General features: G+C 55.2%; 5 protein-coding genes and 1 tRNA gene. 4 read left to right on the plus strand and 2 right to left on the minus strand.

Annotation, left to right across the window (positions count from 1 at the left end; genetic code table 11):
- The 4 genes from LAP85_29745 to LAP85_29760 form a co-directional block, all read left to right on the plus strand.
- A partial coding sequence (locus tag LAP85_29745; GenBank protein ID MBZ5500594.1) for a hypothetical protein occupies window positions 1-473 on the plus strand: 473 nt, incomplete at its 5' end.
- Between the two features lie 353 nt (window positions 474-826).
- On the plus strand, window positions 827-1,051 hold the full coding sequence (locus LAP85_29750; protein ID MBZ5500595.1) for a helix-turn-helix domain-containing protein: 225 nt from the start codon (window positions 827-829) through the stop codon (window positions 1,049-1,051).
- Window positions 1,048-2,166: a site-specific integrase gene (locus LAP85_29755; protein MBZ5500596.1), complete on the plus strand. Its 1,119-nt coding sequence runs from the start codon at window positions 1,048-1,050 to the stop codon at window positions 2,164-2,166. The genes LAP85_29750 and LAP85_29755 overlap by 4 nt, the downstream gene beginning before the upstream one ends.
- Window positions 2,143-2,220: transfer RNA gene (locus LAP85_29760), tRNA-Arg, on the plus strand. Before LAP85_29755 ends, LAP85_29760 begins: the two co-directional genes overlap by 24 nt.
- Window positions 2,221-2,324: 104 nt before the next feature.
- On the opposite strand, the gene LAP85_29765 is transcribed toward LAP85_29760, so the two are convergent.
- Both LAP85_29765 and LAP85_29770 read right to left on the minus strand, forming a co-directional pair.
- Window positions 2,325-2,537 (minus strand): hypothetical protein, encoded by a 213-nt coding sequence (locus LAP85_29765; protein ID MBZ5500597.1) that lies wholly within the window; start codon window positions 2,535-2,537, stop codon window positions 2,325-2,327.
- Between the two features lie 394 nt (window positions 2,538-2,931).
- Window positions 2,932-3,159, minus strand: a 228-nt coding sequence (locus LAP85_29770; GenBank protein MBZ5500598.1) for a hypothetical protein, incomplete at its 5' end; no start/stop codon positions are given.

Here is a 3,159-nt window from a genome sequence, read left to right on the forward strand (position 1 = left end):
TAGGGCTGCCGGAACCAAACAGGCGCGGCGTCGAGATCCAGCGCGGACAGGCTGCAGGCAGCTATGCGGCCAAATGGGGTTTGGAAGATGAGATCACCAAATCTCACATAAAGAGAGGAAGAGAGGGAAGGCTCACTCCCTGGGATCTCCTTCGCCGTTACCGTAACACCGGGGATGTCCGCTGGGCTCAGCTATGGGTGGAATTCGCAAGCGTGTTCAAAGGCCGACATCAGCTTCAGTGGTCCAGAAACGGTCTTCGGAAGCGTCTGGGACTCGGTCGAGAGAAGACTGATGCAGAGCTTGCTCAAGAGGAAATAAGCAAAGCTGTGCGCCTGGGGACCATCCGCGATGAAGTCTGGTGGATGGTGGTAAGAGCGGGGGCGAGAGGCGAATTGCTGGAAGTCGCCAGGCGGCACGGCTGGCAGGGAGTAGAGGTTTTTTTAAACCAACTCACCGAGGGTAGAAGCGAGTGAAAAGCCATATGAAAACGAGACGCTTTGAAAATACTCCGCGGGGGCGTTGTGCGGAGGAGATGTTTAGGAGCCTCGTGCCCTTCGCTGATCCTTCTCAGTACGACCACCTAGCGTCTGAGATCCAGCAGAAATTGACTATGGCCCGTTTTAAGGCCTGGGATGCTTTCCGAGATCGGCACGGGCTGGCGGATAGGGACTTGCTTCCTCTCGCTGAGGATTGCGCTCGAATTTCGGGTGAGGACATCGTGTGCTCCGGAAATTTCATTGCATATTGACCCAGGACGGGCGATCGCCGACGGGGCCTTATCGGAGTATGTCCAGAAACCCGACTCTTTGGGATCGAGGGAACAGGAATGACAGAACGGTTTTTGACGGTTCCAGATATAGCCGATTGCCTCCAGGTGAAGCCTGCCACTATCTACGGCTGGATCTTCGGGCGTGTGCTGCCCCACGTGAAAGTCGGCAAATTTGTTCGCGTCGATCCAGGCGACTTCGAGGAGTTTTTGCGATTGCATCGGCGCGGAGACTTCGGTAGCATCCCGGCAGGCCGAACCCAGACTCGCCCGGAGAGGGGGTGAGACTGGCGATGGGCATCTTCCTGAAGCGTGGAAAGTATTTCATTGATTTCTACGTGGACGGGAAACGGGTTCGGGAGTGTGTGGGCCGCGTCTGCAGACGCGATGCCGAGAATGCACTGAAGGCCCGGCAGGGTGATGTCGTTCGGGGGCGCTATCAACTGAAGCGCCAGGTTTCCTGCCCTTCCTTTGAGGCGTTCGCGGCTGAGTTTCTGCAGTATTCGCAGGCTCACAAATCGTCGCGGTCTGCTGCGGCTGATGCGACCAGGTTGTTACACCTGGTGCCGTTCTTTAGACGGTACCGGTTGGACCAGATCCAGCCCTTCCACGTGGAGAAATACATCCACGAAAGGCGGCAGTCGGTCACTTACCGGCACGGGCCGGTCGCAAACGCCACAATCAACCGCGAGCTGGCGGTGCTCAAACACATGTTCAACAAGGCTATCGATTGGAGAAATGCGGAAGCGAATCCAGTGCGTGGGGTCAAGTTCTTAAAGGAACCCCGCCCGCCGGAGCGCGTGCTGAGCGAAGAGGAGGAAGAGAGGCTACTCGTAGCTTCGGCTTCTCATCTTCGGCTGGCGATCCTGCTTGCGACCAATGCTGGCCTTCGTCTCCGTGAGGCTTTAACCCTGCAATCGAAGCACGTCGATCTTGTCAATGACGTGCTGACGGTCGAGCGCAAGGGGGGCAAGTGGCTTCAGGTGGAACTCAACGCCCGTCTGAAGGCCGCTCTGCAGGCGCATTTACGGGGTCATGGCGGCGGCTATTTGTTTTTCAACCCGAGGACCGGGAAGCCGCTCTTCGACGTCAAGACGGCATTCCGTGCCGCTTTGCGGCGCTCGGGGATCCCACACTGCCGCTATCATGACCTGCGCCATACCTTCGGAACGCGGCTGGATGCCCGAGGGGTTGGCATCGCGACGATTAAAGAGCTCATGGGTCATTCCTCGGTGGAGATGACCATGCGCTACTCCCATCCCGGCGCCAGTGAGCGCCGGAGAGCGGTCGCTCAGCTATGTGATGGACACCATATGGACACCACGGGGGGAGAGGTGGTAAGCTTTGCTCCCGCTAAGGTGTTGAAAACACAGAGTGCGCCTGTAGCTCAGATGGACTAGAGCGTCGGTCTCCGGAACCGAAGGTCGCGCGTTCGAACCGCGCCAGGCGTACCACTTACCACTCAATCACTTACAGCCAATCCATAGACCAATAAAAAGGCCCAAAATGGACTTCCATCTAACATCCATCTAACAGCTGGGGAAAACTCGGAATTTTCTCAGTTTTTCAGGAAGGCTTCCGCGAACATTGCGCGGGCTTGGAACCACCACTTCTCCAATTCCGTTTCGGGCTCGTATGCCAGTTTCCGGGTTGCCGACTTCACGGCCATGTGAGCGACAGCGATGGCCGCGTACCTTCCGAGATCGGGACTTGGACAGTCAGGGCTGTAGTTTCCGGTTACGCCGTTCGTCCAGAATGCGGGTTTTTGCACCGGCATCTCCACGTGGCTAATATGCCCACCAGGACGAGATCATCGATATGGTCAAACTGGCAGCGGATGAATCCCAGGTCTGCGTGCACATCGTTGGACCTCGGGGAAACAGGAATATGAGGCGGGCAGCTAGAATTTAACGATTCCCAAAATGTAATCGCGATTAGAGTTTTTGATTTAATATGATCAGTCCTTAATTCTTAGGGATGCACGGCCCGAATGAAACCAAAGTGGGATTCCGGTGTCTAATTCGTTAAGCTGCATCTAGGAATGCTCCGGAGAATGACTGTGAGACGAAAGTTAATAGTTCTATGTCTTATGTTTGAATTCGTGCTGGCGTTGCTAGGCGTTGCTATAAGGTGTACCCCATTGTCTAGACAGAAAATCGATCTTCTTAAGGTGCTTTCGCTACCGGGTGTTTTTGTCTTGACATCAGAAAAAGAAAGACCAGTAGGGCCTGTGGGAAATGTGGGAAAGTCTCGTTGCTTTTTGCGAGACTTTTCCAAGTCTCTGTGGGAATCCGCGCTTTTTGCGGATTTCCATAGAGACGGCATTTTCCATAGGCCATACGCTTTGGCTTTTGAAATTCGCGAGTCCATTTTTTCAGTTTCCGCACTCGCGG

It is taken from the genome of Terriglobia bacterium, from assembly GCA_020072565.1.
Taxonomy (GTDB): Bacteria; Acidobacteriota; UBA6911; order UBA6911; family UBA6911; genus JAFNAG01.

Excerpts from the sequence above, each read along its gene's own strand:
- LAP85_29750 (MBZ5500595.1), top strand. The coding sequence starts at position 827 with ATGACAGAACGGTTTTTGACGGTTCCAGATATAGCCGATTGCCTCCAG.